A 13,087-nucleotide genomic window follows, 5' to 3' on the forward strand; every position below is an offset into this window, starting at 1 on the left:
ATCCGAGCTTTTGAATTTCCCCCTCACCCCCGCCCTCTCCCGGAGGGAGAGGGAGTGAAATGCGCAGATTATGCCGTGTGGCAGTATAGGTCACGAGAAATGCCGGGCAGGCCCAATCCGATCTCCGAGGCCGAGTCCAAAGGCGCGGTGTGTATTTCCCTGATTGACTGCCGGTTCCACGCGGCCGAAGGAGTTCCTCAATCAGGCGACTTCCTTCTCGATCCGTAGCTTGGTGTAGCCGTCGAACGCTCCGAACGGCTCATCCATCAAGAGCAGGCCAGGCTCGATTGAAAGCGCTGCGCTGAAGCAGCTGGTTGACCGCGGGGCCCCTTCTCACTCAGCACCCGCGCCGACTCACCACGGCCTTGGCCAACTCGTGGAGCATCGGCACCGTATCGCCCCATCCGATACAAGCATCGGTGATGCTCTGCCCATAGACCAGCTCGGTGGCGGGAGATGGGTCCTGACGGCCGGCGACCAGGTGGCTTTCGATCATGGTCCCGATGATGTATCTGTCACCACGCGCAATCTGGCCGGCGACGTCCTGGCAGATCTGGATCTGCCGGGATGGCTCCTTGCGGCTGTTGGCATGACTGAAGTCGATCATGACCTTGGGCGTGAGGCCCGACGCGGTGATTTCCTCCGCGACGATGTTCACGCTCTCGGCGTCATAGTTCGGACGCAGACCACCGCGCAGGATGATATGGGTGTCCTCGTTCCCGCGGGTGCGAAAGATCGCCGAGTTACCCTCCTTGGTCAGGGACATGAAGACGTGGGGCCGGGCCGCGGCATGTATGGCATCGATGGCGATCTTCACCGCGCCGGTGGTGCCGTTCTTGAATCCGACGGGGCAGGAGAGGCCCGAGGCGAGCTCCCGGTGTCCCTGGCTCTCCGTGGTGCGGGCGCCGATGGCGCCCCAGCTGACCAAGTCGGCAACATACTGCGGACTGATGAGATCCAGGAACTCGGTCCCCGCGGGCATGCCCATCTCCGCCAGATCCAGCAGCAACTTGCGGGCCAGGTGTAATCCCTTGTTGATCTCGAAGCTGCCATCCAGGTCCGGGTCGTTGATCAAGCCCTTCCAGCCTACCGTGGTGCGGGGTTTCTCGAAATAGACCCGCATCAGGATCATCAGCTCCCGCTTGACCTCGGCGCGCAGGTTACCCAGCCGCTCGGCATACTCCATGGCCGCTTGGGGATCATGGACGGAGCAGGGTCCGACCACCACCAGCAGCCGATCGTCTTCGCCCTGGAGGATGCGCCGGATCTCCCGGCGGGCATGGTAAACCGTCCGTGCCGCCCGTTCACTGACGGGAAGCTCCTTCTGCAGGGCCTTGGGCGCGGCTACTTGCTTGATATCGCAAATGCGCAGATCGTCGGTCTGGTAATGCATCGGCATAGTATATCCATGGAGCTCGGGCGACACTACGAGACCTACGCTTGGCATTTGCCATGCGGTTCGGTCACAATGCCAGCCAACCACCTAGGCTCTTTTCTTTATGGATTCCGGACTGCTTTGGAGTGCGCCGGCAAAGCGGCGCGACTGCATCGAACCTCAGCCACGGGGGATACCAGCGGCGTTGGCCGGGAATCCGGGCTCTTAGGTTCCACCCGCGCCGCGGCGACGGCGCTTTCCCCTGGCCGCATCACCTTTGCGGGGGACGGATACCTTGCCAAATCCAAAGCGGCGGCAGGATGGTGCCACTTGGCCGACCCCCGGCTTATGCCTCGCGCTGTCGGTTCCGGTAAGCAGCGGGGGGAAGTGGCCGCCTGCCTGGCGCCTGCCTGCAGCACAGGCAGGGCAGACAGGCCGCACTCCAAAACGTCCGGGGGAACCCTTCTATGATACGTTAGCTGTCTGGAATCCATAAAGAGCCACCACCTATTAAGGACCCTTCGCCCATGACCGACCCCAAGACCTATCAGGGGATCGATAAAGACCCCCAAGGCGGCATGACGCCGACCGGGAACATCATCCGGGACGCCTGGGTATTCGGAATCATCCCCGAAACCGAGACCTGTGCGGGCTGGACCCTGCAGGGCATCGACGCCCTGTATGACAAGGTCACCAAGGCCTGGGCCCCATACGGCCACCTGGCCTCCCGTCTGCCGCCACCATTGCGCGAGCGTCACCAGCGTATCTACGAGGCCGCGGTGCGGCGGGCCCGAGCGGAGGGTTGGAGCCCGGAGCTCGGCGACCACGATTGACCCGCTGACCGAAGACCTGATGTCCAGATACTATGTCCGCGAGACCTTCTTCCGCCCGCCGGAGCATACCCGCGAGCGCAGCACATTGCCGGCCGCCGTGTACAATGATCTACAGCTACTGCTCAAGAGAAGCGGCCGCGAAAGCCTATTTATTCCCATCCGCTCCATGCAATTCCAGGCCGTGGTGGAATCCGGGGAGGTCATTTTCGTGGACAGCCAGGGCGGCTATGCGCATCAGGACGGAACGGGGGGACGCCTGATTCGCATCGCCTGGCAGCCGTTACCGGCTGCGGAGCGCGAGTCGCTGAACGGCCCGGTTGCATGCGAAATCGTCTCTTACTTTGCCGACTTCAAGGAGACCCAACGGCGGCTGATGAGCGAGTTTCCACCGGTCTTGAGACGGCTCCTGCAACGCCAACGCGAGCAAGACCTGCAAGCCGGAACGCCCCGGGTGTTGTCCCTGCGCCGCAACACTTAAGCAAGATGCCCGGATTGTTTTGATCCCTTCCCTACCTCGATCTAAACTCTTTTCACCTCTAAAACTGATAACCGGTCGGCGGCAAACCTCGCTGCTTGCGGGGAAAACTTTTAGCGACACCAGGGATTATTCGTGATTCGGGCCACGGGCGACAGCGCCGCTATCGTCAATCCTGTAGACTTCCAACCCCGGAAGTTCGGATAGCGGCAGGATTTCTCCTCAAGAGACTCTTTTGCCGCGTCCGAAACAGGCCGCCACGATGGCGCGGATCTCACGCTCCTTGCCCTCGATATCCTCCACCAACGCGAGTTGGATGCCGGCCTTGCGTAGGTTTTGCCCCCGCTCGGTGATCCGGAAATAACGATCGCCCTCCAGGTGATCGGTCAGAAAGCGCAGGGCAAGCTCGAAGGGGATGAGACGGATGGCATCGAACAGCAACTCGATTTCCGCCGTATTGAGCAGATCTCCGATCTCGTCCGCATAGGCGCCGAGGATTGCCCGGCACAGGTCGAGATCAAACCTGGCGCCGGCGGACCCCTTACCACGACCACAGCAGGAACGCAGACAATCGCCGACGTCGTAATGGACGAGTCCGGCCTGGACCGTATCCAGATCGATCAGACTCACCGCGCGCCCCGTTACGCGGTCGAACAGGATGTTATCGAGCTTTGGATCCCCATGGATTACGCGCGCCGGGAGATAACCGCCTTGCCGTGCTGCCTCGAGCACATCGACCTCTGCCTGCCGCGCGGTCACGCAAGCGATGGCCCGGGAGAACGCCTCCGGAGGGACAGTGGCGCACGCCGCCAGGACCTGCTTGAATCGTTCCAGATAGCCCGGTGTGACATGGAATCCGGGCAGGGTCACCGCAAGCCGCTCTGCAGGCAGGTCGCTGACGAGGACATGAAAGCGACCCAGGATGCGACCCACCTCTCGGGCCTGTTCCGGATCCTCGATGCGCGCAAGCCCCCGGGTGTTCGGGATGAACTCCATGAGACGCCAGAACCCACCCTGTCCGTCCCGAACGAAAGACCGTCCGTCCCAGGCCGCAATGGGGGCCGGAATGCGGAGCCCGGATCCGGTATGGGCCGCCGCATGTCCTGCCAGTACCGATAGGTTGGACATGATCCGCTCCGGTTCCGGAAACACCGCGTCGTTGATCCGTTGCAGGATATATCGAGCATCCTCGGCGGTGACGAGGAAGGTAGCATTGATCAAGCCACCGCCGTGGGGTTCGATGCTGCCGACCGGAGTAGGCAGGGCGAACCGGTTGACGATGTCGGAGGCAACCGCCGCGGCGTTCTCGGACTCGGACTCGTTCATACTCCCTTAACTGTGCCAGCGGAGATGGGCGGTTGTCACTGACCGGCCGCAAGCTTGCGGTTAATGGTAAGCCTTACAAAAAGATAACTCGCTTTCCTGAAAAGTTCTGCTACAATCGCACAAAGCTCGGGGGAAAATTCCGAGGAGCGGTTAGCGCAAGGTGCCCGGATCGCCCGGGACTCCTAAGCCCTCATCTAACCCTCGTCAGGCGACCCAGCGGCGGACCTTCCCGGTGTCCACATGTACGAAGTTGGATCTGGGGTAGAAGCCGACACCACCTCGATTCAATGAGATGGCGGAATCGCGCACCCATCGGGCGGATATACCAGGAAGGCGGATATCTACCGCCTTGCCTTGGATGTGCAGGCTGTTGCGCGCGACCCGTCGGGAGGTACTGCGCAGTATGGCGTTCGTCCGGGGCGAACGGTAAGCACTGAGGATCTCGATCGGTCCCCGGGGGTGGCCGAGACGTCCATTGAGCTCGTATAACAGGTCGAACAGCTTGGGGTCTACCATGGTGACGTCATCGGTTCGGAAGTCGCGCATGAAGTTGTTCAGCGCCTGCAATGCGTCGCGTTGGTAGAAATTGCCGATACGATAGGCGACCTTGACCTTTTCTCCCGTGTGGCGGTGGTAAAAGGAAAGGATACGCGGTCGGTAGCTCTGCTTTTTCGCGAGTGCCGGCATTGTGGCCGCAGATAACGCAAGTCCGAGGAAGTGGCGCCGATTCATACTTTTCACACGCTGAGTTAGATGTCACGATGAGCCAATTATAGAAGTGGAAATCTAAAATACAACCGGAATGAGGTACGCACTGGAGGTCATCGCTCGAGAACACTGTTTCAGTGGTTTTCTGAGGCTGACGCGCTATCGGCTGCGGCATAGTCTTTTTATGGGCGGTTGGGGTCCGATCCTTGAACGTGAGCGTATAGAGTATTTGAATTCAGCCGCAGCAATTCTTTACGATGCGACGCGCGATCAAATCGTCATGGTGGAGCAGTTTCGTATCGGCGCGCTGGAACACGGGCGGGGCGCCTGGACCCTGGAGCCAGTGGGGGGCGTCCTGAAGACGGGTGAGGATGCGAGCGAGGTAGTGCGGCGGGAGGCAATGGAAGAGGCAGGGTGTAAGGTGCTGGAGCTGGAGCCGATTGGGGCCTACCATGTCAGCCCAGGCACCGCGGCGGATAGGGTGCGGCTTTTCTGCGGGCATGTTGATGCGGCCCTGGCAGGGGGCATTCACGGGTTGCGTGAGGAAGGCGAGGATACCCGGGTAACCGTAATCACTATGGGGCAAGCGCTAAGAGAGCTTTATTCCGGGAAAATCGACACCTCCGTGGCGATCATCGCAGTCCAATGGCTGGCAATAAACAGAGAGCGGTTGCGAGTCAAGTGGAATCGCTTGGGAGAATATCATGCGCAGCCGATGAGAGTACGAGCCGGCAACAGCGATGTGGAAGCGGTGCTGAATTCTTGAGCGATGTGAGTATCAGGGTCCTCGAAAGCGAATCATGAAAAATGTAATACCCGGATTACTGTTGGTGCTGATTGGGGTTCCATTTCCATGCAGCGGTGATCTCTATAGATATTTAGACGCGGACGGCAAGCTTTATTTCACCGATGCACCGCTCAAGGGCAGTAAGTATCATCTGGAATGGAAACGTGCTACCAAGAAGCTTATCGAGGAGAGCAACAACAGATTCATCGTTTTCCGCCGCCGTCTTCCGGTTCCATCAAATAAGATTCCAGCGCTATCGAAGCAGCTTTCGGTCAGGCGCAAACGGTATGCCGCATTGATCGAACGCACCGCGCGCCGGTTCAAGCTCCGTCCGGAATTGCTCCACGCCGTCATACGGGCCGAGTCGGCCTATAATCCAACGGCTGTCTCCTCCGCAGGGGCAATCGGACTGATGCAGCTCATGCCTGCCACCGCAGCCAGATATAAGGTGTCCGATCCCTACGACCCGGCCCAAAACGTGCGCGGGGGCGCGCAATACCTACGATTTCTGCTCAAGATGTTCGGGAACAATCTGCGCTTGGCCTTGGCCGGATACAATGCCGGGGAGAATGCCGTCGTCAAGCACGGTAACCAGGTCCCTCCCTATCCGGAGACACAGCAGTACGTCCGCAAGGTATTGCAGTTTCTGTGGGCCGAGCAGGCGATGGCGAAGCGCTGATTGCAGTCGCTGCACATGGACTCATGAAACCTGAGAAGGGACGCGCAAACCCGGACTTGAAGGCTGTCTAAAAACTAACCCATTGGGTAGTGGTAGAGTGATCGCGTAATCGTTCAAACCTCACCGTCATTCCGGCAGGAAGTGCCGGAATCCAGGCGCCAGGGATGGCAGAAGCAGGAGGGATCTGAGCGATTAGCGGGTTGCTGGGTGGCTCGTCACCACTACTAAATTTACCACTACCCCGCATACTGCCCCTAGAATCTGAATCCCTCGAATCTTGCCGCGTTGGGGGGCATACCTGTTGCCAGGTCCAGCTCCCAGGGGACCGCCTGGGGATGCCTCACCAGGCATCCACCAGGCGGTTTCATCCACGGGCCTGCGGCGAACAACGTGTGACCGGAGGCGCTGTCGCCGAGTGATTCGTGGGATCTCGATCGCAACCCCCTTTGGTGGAGGAACTGTTGTGGCTCGTGCTGGAAGCGTTGTCTACAAGGATGATTACCTGAATATCTCGGATGCGACAGAAACCAAGTCCTTAGGGGCGAACGAGATTACTCAAATTTATCACTGTTTTATGGAAGATGAGATTCATCATGGTGAAGAATCATTCCATATTCTGGTCGTCGATGAACGATTCGTACTGATTGGCCCTTTTGTAGCGGGTGCGCTTGGGGCAATTGAAGCACTGATCCGCGCCCATCCGGAGATTCCAGTGACGCGCCGTCTGGTTCGCACGGTGCCCTACCGCTACCGAGAAGCCGGGGTTTTGGGCCTGCGTCTGTTTCCGGTGCCGGGGCTGAAGGACGGACCGATATCCGACCTCGCACGATTTCATTTTGCTTACCTTGGACGATCATGATGAGTAATGGCGGATTCTATGACGAAGCGGAGCAGGTCTGTCGGGCGCGGGTTCAAATCCCCCGGGTCTGCCGTGCCCCCGACGAGACCCGTTATACCCTGTCATTGCCGACCCACACGGAGAGCGAGGCCATCGCCTTTCTCGAAGGTTTAGGCGGCGATGCGGTCGGGGCGGGACGATCCATGCGCCAGATCGGGATCAATGCGCCGGTGATACGGGCACGCTATAAGCACGAGGTTGAAAACCTCGCGCGGCGAATCTCTGATCGGCTGGCATAGGGAGAGTCGACCGAGGACGTTGCGCGCTGGGCTTCCGAACAGCGCCGACAGATCGTGCGGCGTATGCGGGCCGGGTCGGGTCCGGTGGCGCAAACGATTTATGAAATTAGGGACTGGCGCGAGTACGGCCGCGGCGGTCGCACCTCTCCAAACATGGTCCGCTATTACCAGAAACAGGGTGTGCCGCGGTCTGGTATTCCTGGCCGCATCCTGAGCGGCGCGCAGCGGTCTAATTTAGGCGTGAATGCCGCCATGCGCGGTGCTTCCTATCTGAAGAATGGCGGCACTGTGCTAATCGTCGTGGGCGTCGCGCTTAGCGCGGCGCGCATCTGGAATGCCAGCGACGAGGAGCTGCCGCGCGTCATTGGCCAAGAGCTTGGCGGCTTTATTGGCGGTGGCCTCGGCGCGGGCGCTGGCATCGGCGTCTGCCTGGTTTTCGGGATCGTGACAAGTGGCTGGGGCCTGCTCGCCTGCGGAGTAGTCGGCGGCCTGGCCGGGGGCGTCGGCGGCAGCCTGGCCGGGAGCGCCATCACCGATCGCATCTACTACTCGGATGCTTCGACGCCGCAGAGGCGGATGGGGCAGGTGGTAATCGAAATCCCGTTCTACCGCATCCACCAGCAGCCACCGGCCAACATGTGCCTCCCACCCTGACGAAGCTATAAGAGGGTAATGAGAGCATCATGATCGAACGGCACACCGCAGTTTTTCCAAGGCGAACAGTTCAAAATATTGTCGGCAATTACTCCGCCGCGCCTCAACCTGCTGCCTTTCGTGCTACCGGGATCACGGCCTATCTCGACAACACAAAAGTGTTTATGGAAACTATCCGGCAACGGTCCAACGCGTTATTCCGTAAACTGCCCGCCGGAGAGCGACGGGAGTCAGGTTCAAGATTTGCAATACTCTGACCTACTAAACGCTGGCAGTGCGCTTTCAAGCCCGCCACAGCAATGAATCCCGGCAGTTCGATCTCAGAGGCTGTCTAAAAACCAACCCATTGATTTTGCTTGATATGGAGTGACCAATCCGATCGAAATAAAGCCCTTGATCCCCCTCTCCCCAGCCCTCTCCCCCCAGGGGGCGAGGGAACCAACCGGGCAAGTTCTTAGACAGTCTCTCAGCCCCTCGGACCTCAAACACCTTGAAGAGCCGCTGTGGTACGACCCGAGCAAGGACTGAAATTCTGATGCTCTATGGTGTGGTCGATGACCGGAGTAGTGTCTGCTGTCAGGAATACCGCAATGTGTTGGTATGCCCTCGGGGAGTTTGCGGGCCGTTACACCTGGCAGCTGGATTCCGGCACTCCCTGCCGGAATGACGAGATCATCCGGCAGACTTCACCACTTAAAATTCAGCCGCTACCGGAAAGCCGTCAGGTATCGGAAATCCGGTCATAGTAACGTGCCCGGTAGAGCAGGCGCGGACATTCGCCATCTTCGAACCCGGTCCGGGTGTGCAGCGTGTTGTTGGTCACCAGGCCCCAACCGGCCTCCAATCTGGCCGAGAGGTGCCAGGCGGTCCTGCCATGCAGTATCTCCTTGAGGCAGGAGACGGCCTCTGTCGTCAGGGGATCGTCCCGCCAATGAATGCTGCGCGTTCGGTCCGTGTAGCGCATGTGTAAGTGACCTGCCGGGTGCACCGAGAAGACGGGTCCGGGGCAGTCCGGACGCAACGCCTTGCCGTTCACCTTATTGGCCGGGATGGTCATTGCCTGCGGGTGCATGAGGGCGCGGACGAATTCCAGGTTCCGATCGCGCAACAAGATATACGCGATCTCGTGGTCTAGGAGAGAGTTCTCGCCGCCGGTCGCCGCCGGCCGGACACAGTGCAGCAACATCCCGAAGATCCGATGGTCCGGCGGGTTGTAGTAACCATCGGTATGCCATGCGATCGGCCGGTTGCTGTAGGGGATATAGCCTCGGTGCAGGGCATCGGACCGGACCGTCAATGCGCTGATGGCGTCCTGGTCCGCGCCCAGGTTGTGATCCGGGCGCAGCAGGCCAAGCTGGGTCCCGAGCCGGCGTGGGAGCGCTTTGTCCGGATCATCGCCGGTGGGACTCGCATAGACGGCCATGTTGGCACGGCGGCAACGGGCCCGCAGGGCTTCGGCCTCAGCGGGTGTCAGCTGGTGCGGGTTACGGACCTCTACGATCAAATCTTCGAGCCGGGCTGGGTACTCACTGAGCTTGCGTTCCCGCCACAGCGCGTAGTCTTGGGGTCGATCAAGATCGAAGGGGTAGGTATCGACGTCGGCGCCGGGACTGGTCATGTGGTCATCCCGTATCGACGCAGAAAGAAAGCCGCTCCTCGGCGGCTGATCGTGCTGCGGTATTTGGTGGCTACGGGTAGACTCGAACTACCGACATCGGCATTATGAGTGCCGCGCTCTGACCTGCTGAGCTACGTAGCCGGGATAGGAACAAAATACTAGCGATCGGGGGAGCATAGCGTCAAGTCAGACGTTGAACCGAAAATGGATCACGTCCCCGTCCCGGACCATGTAGTCCTTGCCCTCGGAGCGCAGCTTGCCTGCCTCACGGGCCCCCTGCTCGCCTTGGCAGGCGACGAAATCCTCGTAGGCGATGACTTCGGCGCGGATGAAGCCGCGCTCGAAGTCGGTGTGAATGATGCCGGCGGCCTGAGGCGCACTGGTATTCCGGGGAATGGTCCAGGCCCGTACCTCCTTGGGTCCCGCGGTAAAGAAGGTCTCCAGGTCCAGTAAGCGGTAGCCCGCGCGTACCAGCCGGTTCAGACCCGGCTCCTCGAGCCCCATATCGGCGAGGAAGCTCGCGCGCTCATCGGCCTGGAGCTCCAGGATCTCCGCCTCGATGGTGGCGCACACGGGTACCGTTTCGGCACCTTCGTCTCGCGCAAGCCCGCGTACCGCATCCAACAGGGGGTTGTCCTCGAAGCCGTCTTCGTCCAGGTTGGCGATGTACATGACGGGCTTGGCGGTAAGCAGGAACAGGTCGTGCAGCTCCCGGCGGTCGTCATCGCTCTGCGCCAAAGAACGCACTGACCCGCCGGCGTCCAAATGGTCGCCCAGTCGCTCCAACAGGGCCTTGCGGAGCAGGACCTTTTTGTCTCCGGTCTTGGCTTGACGGACAGCTCGGTCCAGGGCCTTCTCCACCGACTCCAGGTCCGCCAGGGCCAGCTCCGTGTTAATGGTCTCGATATCCCGTACCGGGTCCACTTTGCCCGCGACGTGCATCAGGCCCTCGTCTTCGAAGCAGCGCACCACATGGGCGATGGCATCCGTCTCCCGGATGTGGGCCAGGAACCGGTTGCCCAGTCCCTCGCCCTTGGAGGCGCCGGCCACTAGGCCTGCGATATCCAGGAACTGCATGCTGGTGAGGATGACGTTTGCGGGCCTCACGATGCGGGCGATGGCATCGAGCCGGGCGTCGGGCAAGGGGACTATCCCCAGGTTCGGATCGATGGTGCAGAAGGGGTAGTTCTCCGCGGCGACGGTGGCCTTGGTCAGGGCGTTGAAGAGGGTCGATTTGCCGACGTTCGGCAGACCTACGATGCCGCATTTGAAGCCCATATCAGAGCTCACCGTCCATGCGGTTGTAGGCGTCCTCGAAACGGACGATATCGTCTTCGCTGAGATAGCTGCCGGACCGGACCTCGATGATTTCCAGGGGTATCGCCCCCGGATTCTCCAGGCGGTGGGTCGTGCCGATGGGAATGTATGTGGACTCGTTTTCCGTGAGCAGAAAGACCTTCTTGCCGTTGGTGACCCGCGCCGTGCCCGAGACCACGATCCAATGCTCGGCCCGGTGGTGGTGCATCTGCAGGGATTGGGATTCGCCCGGATTGATCGTCAGGCGCTTGACCTGATAGCGGGCGCCGAAGCTGATGGAGTCGAAGTTGCCCCAGGGCCGGTGCAGACGCTGGTGGTGCCGATACTCACTGCGCTGCTCGTGCTGGAGGAACTGGGTCACGGCCTTGACGTCTTGGGCCGATTCCTTGCTCGCCACCAGGACCGCGTCCGGCGTCTCCACCACGATCAGGTTATTCACGCCCACGGCCGCTACCATGCGGTGCTGGGATATCAGTAGATTGTCGCGCGCGTCGTGGACGAAGGCATCGCCGTCGAGCACATTGCCGGCAGCGTCCCGCGCGCTAACCTCCCACAGGGCGGACCAGGCGCCCACGTCCGACCAACCCACATCCAGCGGCAGCACGAGGGCGAATGTGTCCCCTTCCGGCACCCCCCCGGCCAGCTGCTCCATGACTGCATAGTCGATGGAATCACTGGGGCAGGTGTGAAAGGCATCCGCGTCCAGGCGCCGGAAGTCCCCGTCGGTTGCGCCTCCACGGTAGGCTTTTTCGCAGGCCGTGGCGATGTCGGGTCGGAAACGCTCCAGCAACCCTTGCCAGCGCGAGGCCTTCATCATGAAGATTCCGCTGTTCCAAAGGTAGTCGCCGCTGCGTAAGTAACCCTCGGCGGTCGCTGCATCCGGCTTCTCGACAAAGGCGGCGAGGACATGAGTCCCACCCGTGGTCCCCTGAGCCGGAAAGCGGTCGCCCCGGCGGATGTAGCCATAGCCCGTTTCCGGCTTATCGGGGACGATCCCGAAGGTGATCACCGCTCCTTGCCCCGCCAGGACGTAGCCGTCCGCTACTGCCTGTCGGAAGCCGTGCCCGTCGCGGATATCGTGGTCGGCGGGCATCACCAACAGGACTGGATCCTGGCCGTCGTCCACCGTCGCCGCCGCGAGGCCGAGGGCGGGTGCCGTATTGCGGCCCTCGGGCTCGAGGATGATGGCGGCCGGTCGGCGGTCCAAAAGGCGGAGTTGCTCGGCGACGAGGAAGCGATGGGCCTCGTTGCAGACGACGATAGGGTCGAGCGGACCGATGGCCTGGCGGGGATGCTCCAGCTCGATCCCATCGAGTCGCCTGACGGTTTCCTGGAGCATGGTGTGCTTGCCGGTCAGGGGGAGGAACTGCTTAGGGTAGGCCTCTCGGGAAAGGGGCCAGAGACGGGTTCCGGACCCACCGGAAAGAATCACGGGTTGCAGCGACATGGCAATGAAGTGGACCCCAAAAATCGGACAGGTTAGTAAGTTAAGAAAGGGAGGCGAAAGCAACCACGACGAGAGGTATCAACCATGGCCAACAACCGCAAGCTCCACAGTCCGGAATTCAAGGCAAAAGTTTCCCTGGATGCCATTCAAGGGATGAAGACTGCCAGTGAATTGGCGAGTCAGTATCAGGTGCATCCAGTTCAAATCAGTGCCTGGAAGAAGCAGGCAATCGAGAGTCTACCGGAGGCTTTCAGGCGCGGCAAGTCCACACCGCAGCCAGTTCGTGAGGCGGCACTCACAGCGTCCCTGTATGAAGAGATCGGGCGCTTGAAAATGGAGTTGGATTGGCTAAAAAAAAGTCGGGTGAGTTCGGTGGAGCATCGGCGTCGCCTCATTGAGCCGAACCATCCTAAGTTGAGCATTGGGAGGCAATGCGCGCTGATCGGTTTGAGTCGTTCGAGTTATTATCACATGCCCTGCGGAGTCGAATCCGAGGAGAACTTGAAGTTTATGCGCCTGATAGACGAACAGTATCTGCGCACGCCGTTTTATGGCCGTCGGCAAATGACACGTTGGCTGGTGAGTCAGGGCCATGTGGTCAATCGTAAGCGCGTGCAGCGTCTGATGTGTCGGGTCCCGGATGATTACGCGGAATTTTATTGTCCCAGCACGCTAGTCCAAAACTATGCACTTTAGTGCAAGGCTTTAGCTGCTACACAGGTATTCTATAA

14 protein-coding genes and 1 tRNA gene are annotated in these 13,087 nt (G+C 60.4%); 8 read left to right on the plus strand and 7 right to left on the minus strand.

The features are described from left to right. Nucleotides 1-337: 337 nt before the first annotated feature. Nucleotides 338-1,393: a 3-deoxy-7-phosphoheptulonate synthase gene (locus tag BQ17_RS14690; protein WP_089728331.1), complete on the minus strand. Its 1,056-nt coding sequence runs from the start codon at nucleotides 1,391-1,393 to the stop codon at nucleotides 338-340. A gap of 509 nt (nucleotides 1,394-1,902) precedes the next feature. Between BQ17_RS14690 and BQ17_RS14695 the strand changes: the two genes are divergently transcribed. Together BQ17_RS14695 and BQ17_RS14700 are read left to right on the plus strand one after the other, a co-directional pair. After that, nucleotides 1,903-2,208 carry a hypothetical protein gene (locus BQ17_RS14695; protein ID WP_089728304.1) on the plus strand — a complete coding sequence of 102 codons (306 nt, stop codon included), beginning with the start codon at nucleotides 1,903-1,905 and terminating at the stop codon, nucleotides 2,206-2,208. 19 nt (nucleotides 2,209-2,227) lie between these two features. Beyond that, the gene (locus BQ17_RS14700) at nucleotides 2,228-2,686 is read left to right on the plus strand and encodes a hypothetical protein (RefSeq protein ID WP_089728306.1); all 459 of its coding nucleotides are present in this window, start codon (nucleotides 2,228-2,230) and stop codon (nucleotides 2,684-2,686) included. Nucleotides 2,687-2,905: 219 nt separating this feature from the next. On the opposite strand, the gene BQ17_RS14705 is transcribed toward BQ17_RS14700, so the two are convergent. Then, nucleotides 2,906-4,009: a phosphotransferase enzyme family protein gene (locus BQ17_RS14705; RefSeq protein WP_089728308.1), complete on the minus strand. Its 1,104-nt coding sequence runs from the start codon at nucleotides 4,007-4,009 to the stop codon at nucleotides 2,906-2,908. Nucleotides 4,010-4,213: 204 nt separating this feature from the next. Next, nucleotides 4,214-4,741, minus strand: a complete 528-nt coding sequence (gene mepK / locus BQ17_RS14710; RefSeq protein ID WP_089728310.1) for a peptidoglycan L,D-endopeptidase MepK — start codon at nucleotides 4,739-4,741, stop codon at nucleotides 4,214-4,216. Nucleotides 4,742-4,811: 70 nt separating this feature from the next. Between mepK and BQ17_RS14715 the strand changes: the two genes are divergently transcribed. From BQ17_RS14715 to BQ17_RS14735, 5 genes are all read left to right on the plus strand, one after another. Further along, nucleotides 4,812-5,483 carry an NUDIX domain-containing protein gene (locus tag BQ17_RS14715; protein WP_089728312.1) on the plus strand — a complete coding sequence of 224 codons (672 nt, stop codon included), beginning with the start codon at nucleotides 4,812-4,814 and terminating at the stop codon, nucleotides 5,481-5,483. A gap of 34 nt (nucleotides 5,484-5,517) precedes the next feature. Further along, nucleotides 5,518-6,183 (plus strand): lytic transglycosylase domain-containing protein, encoded by a 666-nt coding sequence (locus tag BQ17_RS14720; RefSeq protein WP_089728314.1) that lies wholly within the window; start codon nucleotides 5,518-5,520, stop codon nucleotides 6,181-6,183. A 415-nt stretch (nucleotides 6,184-6,598) separates the two neighbouring features. After that, on the plus strand, nucleotides 6,599-7,042 hold the full coding sequence (locus BQ17_RS14725) for a hypothetical protein (RefSeq protein ID WP_141699302.1): 444 nt from the start codon (nucleotides 6,599-6,601) through the stop codon (nucleotides 7,040-7,042). Continuing rightward, nucleotides 7,039-7,320 carry a hypothetical protein gene (locus BQ17_RS14730; RefSeq protein WP_141699303.1) on the plus strand — a complete coding sequence of 94 codons (282 nt, stop codon included), beginning with the start codon at nucleotides 7,039-7,041 and terminating at the stop codon, nucleotides 7,318-7,320. Before BQ17_RS14725 ends, BQ17_RS14730 begins: the two co-directional genes overlap by 4 nt. An 84-nt stretch (nucleotides 7,321-7,404) precedes the next feature. Beyond that, a complete protein-coding gene (locus BQ17_RS14735) occupies nucleotides 7,405-7,974 on the plus strand; it encodes a hypothetical protein (protein WP_141699304.1) in 570 nt (189 codons plus the stop codon). A gap of 721 nt (nucleotides 7,975-8,695) precedes the next feature. On the opposite strand, the gene BQ17_RS14740 is transcribed toward BQ17_RS14735, so the two are convergent. The 4 genes from BQ17_RS14740 to BQ17_RS14755 all read right to left on the minus strand — a co-directional run bounded on the left by BQ17_RS14740 (nucleotide 8,696) and on the right by BQ17_RS14755 (nucleotide 12,356). Continuing rightward, entirely contained in the window at nucleotides 8,696-9,592 is an 897-nt protein-coding gene (locus BQ17_RS14740) for a TauD/TfdA family dioxygenase (RefSeq protein WP_089728322.1), read from the minus strand. 64 nt (nucleotides 9,593-9,656) lie between these two features. Then, nucleotides 9,657-9,733, minus strand: a tRNA-Met gene (locus tag BQ17_RS14745). A gap of 45 nt (nucleotides 9,734-9,778) precedes the next feature. Further along, nucleotides 9,779-10,870: a redox-regulated ATPase YchF gene (gene ychF / locus BQ17_RS14750; RefSeq protein WP_089728325.1), complete on the minus strand. Its 1,092-nt coding sequence runs from the start codon at nucleotides 10,868-10,870 to the stop codon at nucleotides 9,779-9,781. A 1-nt stretch (nucleotide 10,871) separates the two neighbouring features. Next, nucleotides 10,872-12,356, minus strand: a complete 1,485-nt coding sequence (locus BQ17_RS14755; RefSeq protein ID WP_089728326.1) for a mannose-1-phosphate guanylyltransferase/mannose-6-phosphate isomerase — start codon at nucleotides 12,354-12,356, stop codon at nucleotides 10,872-10,874. An 84-nt stretch (nucleotides 12,357-12,440) separates the two neighbouring features. Between BQ17_RS14755 and BQ17_RS14760 the strand changes: the two genes are divergently transcribed. Beyond that, complete coding sequence (locus BQ17_RS14760; protein ID WP_089728328.1) at nucleotides 12,441-13,052, plus strand: IS3 family transposase; 612 nt, start codon at nucleotides 12,441-12,443, stop codon at nucleotides 13,050-13,052. The last annotated feature ends 35 nt before the right edge of the window (nucleotides 13,053-13,087 follow it).

The sequence above is a fragment of the Candidatus Thiosymbion oneisti genome (genome assembly GCF_900092655.1).
In the GTDB taxonomy this organism is placed as follows: Bacteria; Pseudomonadota; Gammaproteobacteria; order Chromatiales; family Chromatiaceae; genus Thiosymbion; species Thiosymbion oneisti.

Excerpts from the sequence above, each read along its gene's own strand:
- BQ17_RS14705 (WP_089728308.1), bottom strand. The coding sequence starts at position 4,009 with ATGAACGAGTCCGAGTCCGAGAACGCCGCGGCGGTTGCCTCCGACATC.
- BQ17_RS14730 (WP_141699303.1), top strand. The coding sequence starts at position 7,039 with ATGATGAGTAATGGCGGATTCTATGACGAAGCGGAGCAGGTCTGTCGG.
- BQ17_RS14715 (WP_089728312.1), top strand. The coding sequence starts at position 4,812 with ATGAGGTACGCACTGGAGGTCATCGCTCGAGAACACTGTTTCAGTGGT.
- mepK (WP_089728310.1), bottom strand. The coding sequence starts at position 4,741 with ATGAATCGGCGCCACTTCCTCGGACTTGCGTTATCTGCGGCCACAATG.
- BQ17_RS14740 (WP_089728322.1), bottom strand. The coding sequence starts at position 9,592 with ATGACCAGTCCCGGCGCCGACGTCGATACCTACCCCTTCGATCTTGAT.
- ychF (WP_089728325.1), bottom strand. The coding sequence starts at position 10,870 with ATGGGCTTCAAATGCGGCATCGTAGGTCTGCCGAACGTCGGCAAATCG.
- BQ17_RS14755 (WP_089728326.1), bottom strand. The coding sequence starts at position 12,356 with ATGTCGCTGCAACCCGTGATTCTTTCCGGTGGGTCCGGAACCCGTCTC.
- BQ17_RS14720 (WP_089728314.1), top strand. The coding sequence starts at position 5,518 with ATGAAAAATGTAATACCCGGATTACTGTTGGTGCTGATTGGGGTTCCA.
- BQ17_RS14700 (WP_089728306.1), top strand. The coding sequence starts at position 2,228 with ATGTCCAGATACTATGTCCGCGAGACCTTCTTCCGCCCGCCGGAGCAT.
- BQ17_RS14690 (WP_089728331.1), bottom strand. The coding sequence starts at position 1,393 with ATGCATTACCAGACCGACGATCTGCGCATTTGCGATATCAAGCAAGTA.
- BQ17_RS14695 (WP_089728304.1), top strand. The coding sequence starts at position 1,903 with ATGACCGACCCCAAGACCTATCAGGGGATCGATAAAGACCCCCAAGGC.
- BQ17_RS14760 (WP_089728328.1), top strand. The coding sequence starts at position 12,441 with ATGGCCAACAACCGCAAGCTCCACAGTCCGGAATTCAAGGCAAAAGTT.